We start from the raw sequence: 3,432 nt of genomic DNA, 5'->3' as shown, positions 1-3,432 counted from the left end.
CGATGGCGTGCTCGGTGTGCTGGCGGCCTTCGAAGCAGGACGGCGGCTGATGCTGGCAAAACGCGCGGGTGTATCGTTCGACAGCGATTTTTGCGCGGTGAACTGGACGAATGAAGAAGGCGCGCGGTTTCGTCCGAGTCTGCTCGGCAGCGGAACATACGTTGGCAAGATGAGCATGAACGATGCACTCGCGAGCCGAGACGACGACGGCGTGACGCTTTCCGACGCCCTCGCGGCGATTGGTTATCGCGGCACGGACGCGCCGCCTTGCGTGCCATCCTGCTATGTCGAGTTGCATGTGGAGCAGGGCGGGCTGCTGGAAGCGGACGAGGTGCCCATCGGGATCGTCACGCGTAATTGGGGTGCCGCGAAAATCGACGTGTCGTTCAAAGGTGAACAGGCGCATACCGGTCCTGCGAAAATGGGTGCGCGACGCGACGCACTGTTCGCCGCGGCACAATTGATCTGCGACGTTCGGGCCATTGCGGACAAATGGCCGGACCGGATTCATACGTCCGTGGGAAGGCTCGTCGTGCAGCCCAACTCGCCTAATGTCGTGCCGTCGCAAACGGATTTGTCCATCGAGTTGCGCGCCGTCGACGACAGCATTCTCCAGGAAGCGGAAATCATCGCGATGCAAGCCATCGATACTGCGGCGCAGCGCGCCAACGTCGCAGTCGAGATCGGCAATCGCACGAGCCGTTCGATTCGCGTGCTGCCGCCGGCGGTGGGTGAGCTCGTGAAGCTTTGTGCATTGGAGGCGGGCGTGCGCAGCCGGGAGATCGATACAGTGTCCGGCCACGACGCGCTCAGTCTGCTCGATACGTGTCCGACGGGACTCGTGTTCGTGCCGAGCGTTGGCGGTATTGCGCACAACGAAAATGAGGACACGCATTCGGATGATCTCGACACGGGCATGACTGTGCTCATGCGCGTGGCGACGCGCCTGTGCCAGTCGGGCGGCGACCCGGTTGCAGCGGCAAGAGGAGGCTGAGGTCATGCTGCCTTCGCCACATGTGGAAGCTGCCATCCGTTCGATCGCTGCGTGGGCGAGCGGACCGGTCAGCTACGAAGCCGCGCTTACGCCTGTCATGTCGCCGATGCACCGCGGTGTATCGAGCGAATGTCTTCGCGTGGGCATCGGTGACGCGCCACCCGCGTTTTTCGTCAAGATATTGCATCGGGATCTCGCGGAAACGGTAGACATCGGCGCGTCCTGGCGAGCGGCTGCTGCGGTTGCCGCGATCGGCCTCACGCCAGGCCCGCGTCACCTGAATGAGTTGTTCGGGATAAGCGCGTTCGATCTGCTCGATGACACCTGGCAGACAGCCCATCTCGATGACCTTGCAAAGCCCGACACACTCGAAAAACTGCTTGCGGCCAAGCGCGCGATTCATGTGCTCCCCGCGTTCGAACGGAATTCAAACGTGTTCGACCGCGTCGGCCATCTCGCCGCATCCATGACGTTGACGGCGGACGTTGCAACCCTGGTTGTAACTGCGTCGCGCATGAGTGCTGCAATCACCGCTTCAGGCATCGACACATGTCCGTGTCACGCGGACGGTGTGACTTCGAACGTGATGCTGCGCGCCGGCGGCCCGGGTGCCGATTTGCAACTCGTCGATTTCGACGAGGCATCGAACACCGACCCTGCATTCGACATTGCCGTGACGCTGAACGAGGTCCTGCCCGAGCTTTCCACGTGGCCGGCGGCGCTGGAAATGGCGAATGGCCACGTTACGGACGCAGCGCTCGCGCGTACCCGGTGCTATGCATTCGCCGACGACCTGCGCTGGGGTCTGTGGGGATTGAAGATGAACGCGACGTCGCCGCGCCGGCACGTCGAGTTCCTGAAGTATGCCCAATGGCGTCTGCTGCGCTGCTCGATGGCCGCGTCGCGCATGGACACCGATGACTTGCTTCCCCTGCTTTGAAAAGGCAATGACGATGCAGACGAAAATGCTTGGTACGGCTTCAAGCGAAGCCGAACGGGAAATCGAAGCCGTACTGCGCAGCGTCCAGCCCTGGAACGGCCGTGCGTTGAGATACGCGCCCGTTCCCGGCGGCATCAGCAACAGCAACTGGCGTGTCTGGCTGGATAGCGAATCAACGAGCTATTTCGTCAAGGTGCCGGGGCGTGGAACGGAGCAGTTCATCGATCGCAAAGTGGCGTTTGCGGCAAGCAAGCAGGCCGAGACCATTGGCATCGGGCCGCGCCTTTACGACTTTGCCGCCGAACTGGGTGTGGAGATCAACGACTTCGTGGAAGGGCGCACGACGTGTTCGAACCGCGATTTTTTTGACGCACCGCTTCGTGCTTCGATCATTGCCGCATATCGTGCGTTGCACGCCTCGCCGTTGTTGCCGCTGACTAAGACCATCTTCAACCTGATCGACGAACATGTTGAACAGGTGCGTGAGGTCGGTGGCAAACTGCCCGCGGATTTCGCGCGCCTGCACGGCGAGTACACTCGCGCGCGCGCCGCGCTGGAAGCGTCGGGACTGGATATTGTCGCGTGTTTCAACGACCCCATGCCCGGCAACTTTCTCCGCGATGAAGCCGGGACAGTGCTGTTGATCGACTACGAATACGCTTCGAACAACGATCGTTGCTACGATCTCGGCGCATTGAGCGGCGAGATGTTTTTTACGCGCCAGATGGAAGAGGAAATGGTCGAGTCCTACTTCGGCAGCGTGAGCGAAGCAAACATGGCGCGCGTTATCGTGCACAAGGCGCTCGCCGATCTCAAATGGGCGACCTGGTCCATGCTTCAGAACGAGATATCGACGCTCGACTTCGACTACTTCAAGTATGGCGCGTGGAAGTTCATGCGCGCTCGCTCCGTGATCGACTCGCCTGAGTGGAACGTGCTCCTGCGCAGCGTCTGAACGCGTTTTTCCCGGGGCGAATTTTCGCCTCCTGAGTCAAAGAGCATTGACACCGCGTTTTTTGGCGTCCTAAGATTGCTGCAAGATTCCTCATGCCGCCAACGATGCCGGCACGAGGACATGGCACCGAAGCCCTTCAACGAACCCTGGTTCGTCGGAGGGCTTTTTTTCGTCTTTTTTTTGATCGAATGAATCCAAGGAGATAACGCATGCTGGCTGACAAGTCATCCTGGTTGCGCATGGCCGTTTCGGTCGCGCTTGCCTGTTCTTCCGTAGCCGCGATTGCAGCGGACCCTATCAAGCTGGGTTTACTCGAAGACGCATCGGGAAATTTCGCGTTGGCCACCATTCCCAAAATACACGCAACCGAACTTGCAGTGGACGAGATCAACGCGAAGGGCGGCATCATGGGCCGGCCGATCAAACTGATTGCCTATGACACGCAGTCGGACAACACCAAGTTCCAGGAACTGTCGCGCCGCCTCATCCAGACCGACAAGGCCGACGTGATCTTCGGCGGCTTCTCAAGCGCGTCGCGTGAAG

General features: G+C 60.4%; 4 protein-coding genes. All 4 read left to right on the top strand.

Going from position 1 to position 3,432, the window contains the following annotated elements:
• On the top strand, positions 1–994 hold a 994-nt coding region (locus ACFFAR_RS28455), incomplete at its 5' end, for a hydantoinase/carbamoylase family amidase (protein ID WP_174365098.1).
• Positions 995–998: 4 nt separating this feature from the next.
• On the top strand, positions 999–1,934 hold the full coding sequence (locus tag ACFFAR_RS28450; protein WP_174365099.1) for a phosphotransferase: 936 nt from the start codon (positions 999–1,001) through the stop codon (positions 1,932–1,934).
• Positions 1,935–1,947: 13 nt separating this feature from the next.
• A complete protein-coding gene (locus tag ACFFAR_RS28445) occupies positions 1,948–2,889 on the top strand; it encodes a phosphotransferase (protein ID WP_174365100.1) in 942 nt (313 codons plus the stop codon).
• Between the two features lie 209 nt (positions 2,890–3,098).
• Positions 3,099–3,432 (top strand): ABC transporter substrate-binding protein (locus ACFFAR_RS28440; RefSeq protein ID WP_174365101.1); only part of this gene is annotated, 334 nt, incomplete at its 3' end.

The sequence above is a fragment of the uncultured Caballeronia sp. genome (genome assembly GCF_964243625.1).
Classification (GTDB): domain Bacteria; phylum Pseudomonadota; class Gammaproteobacteria; order Burkholderiales; family Burkholderiaceae; genus Caballeronia.
The sequence above is the reverse complement of the archived record's forward strand: the minus strand, read 5'-3'. Positions and strand labels throughout refer to the sequence as shown.

Coding starts and splice junctions, on each gene's coding strand:
- ACFFAR_RS28450 (WP_174365099.1), top strand. CDS start 999: ATGCTGCCTTCGCCACATGTGGAAGCTGCCATCCGTTCGATCGCTGCG.
- ACFFAR_RS28445 (WP_174365100.1), top strand. CDS start 1,948: ATGCAGACGAAAATGCTTGGTACGGCTTCAAGCGAAGCCGAACGGGAA.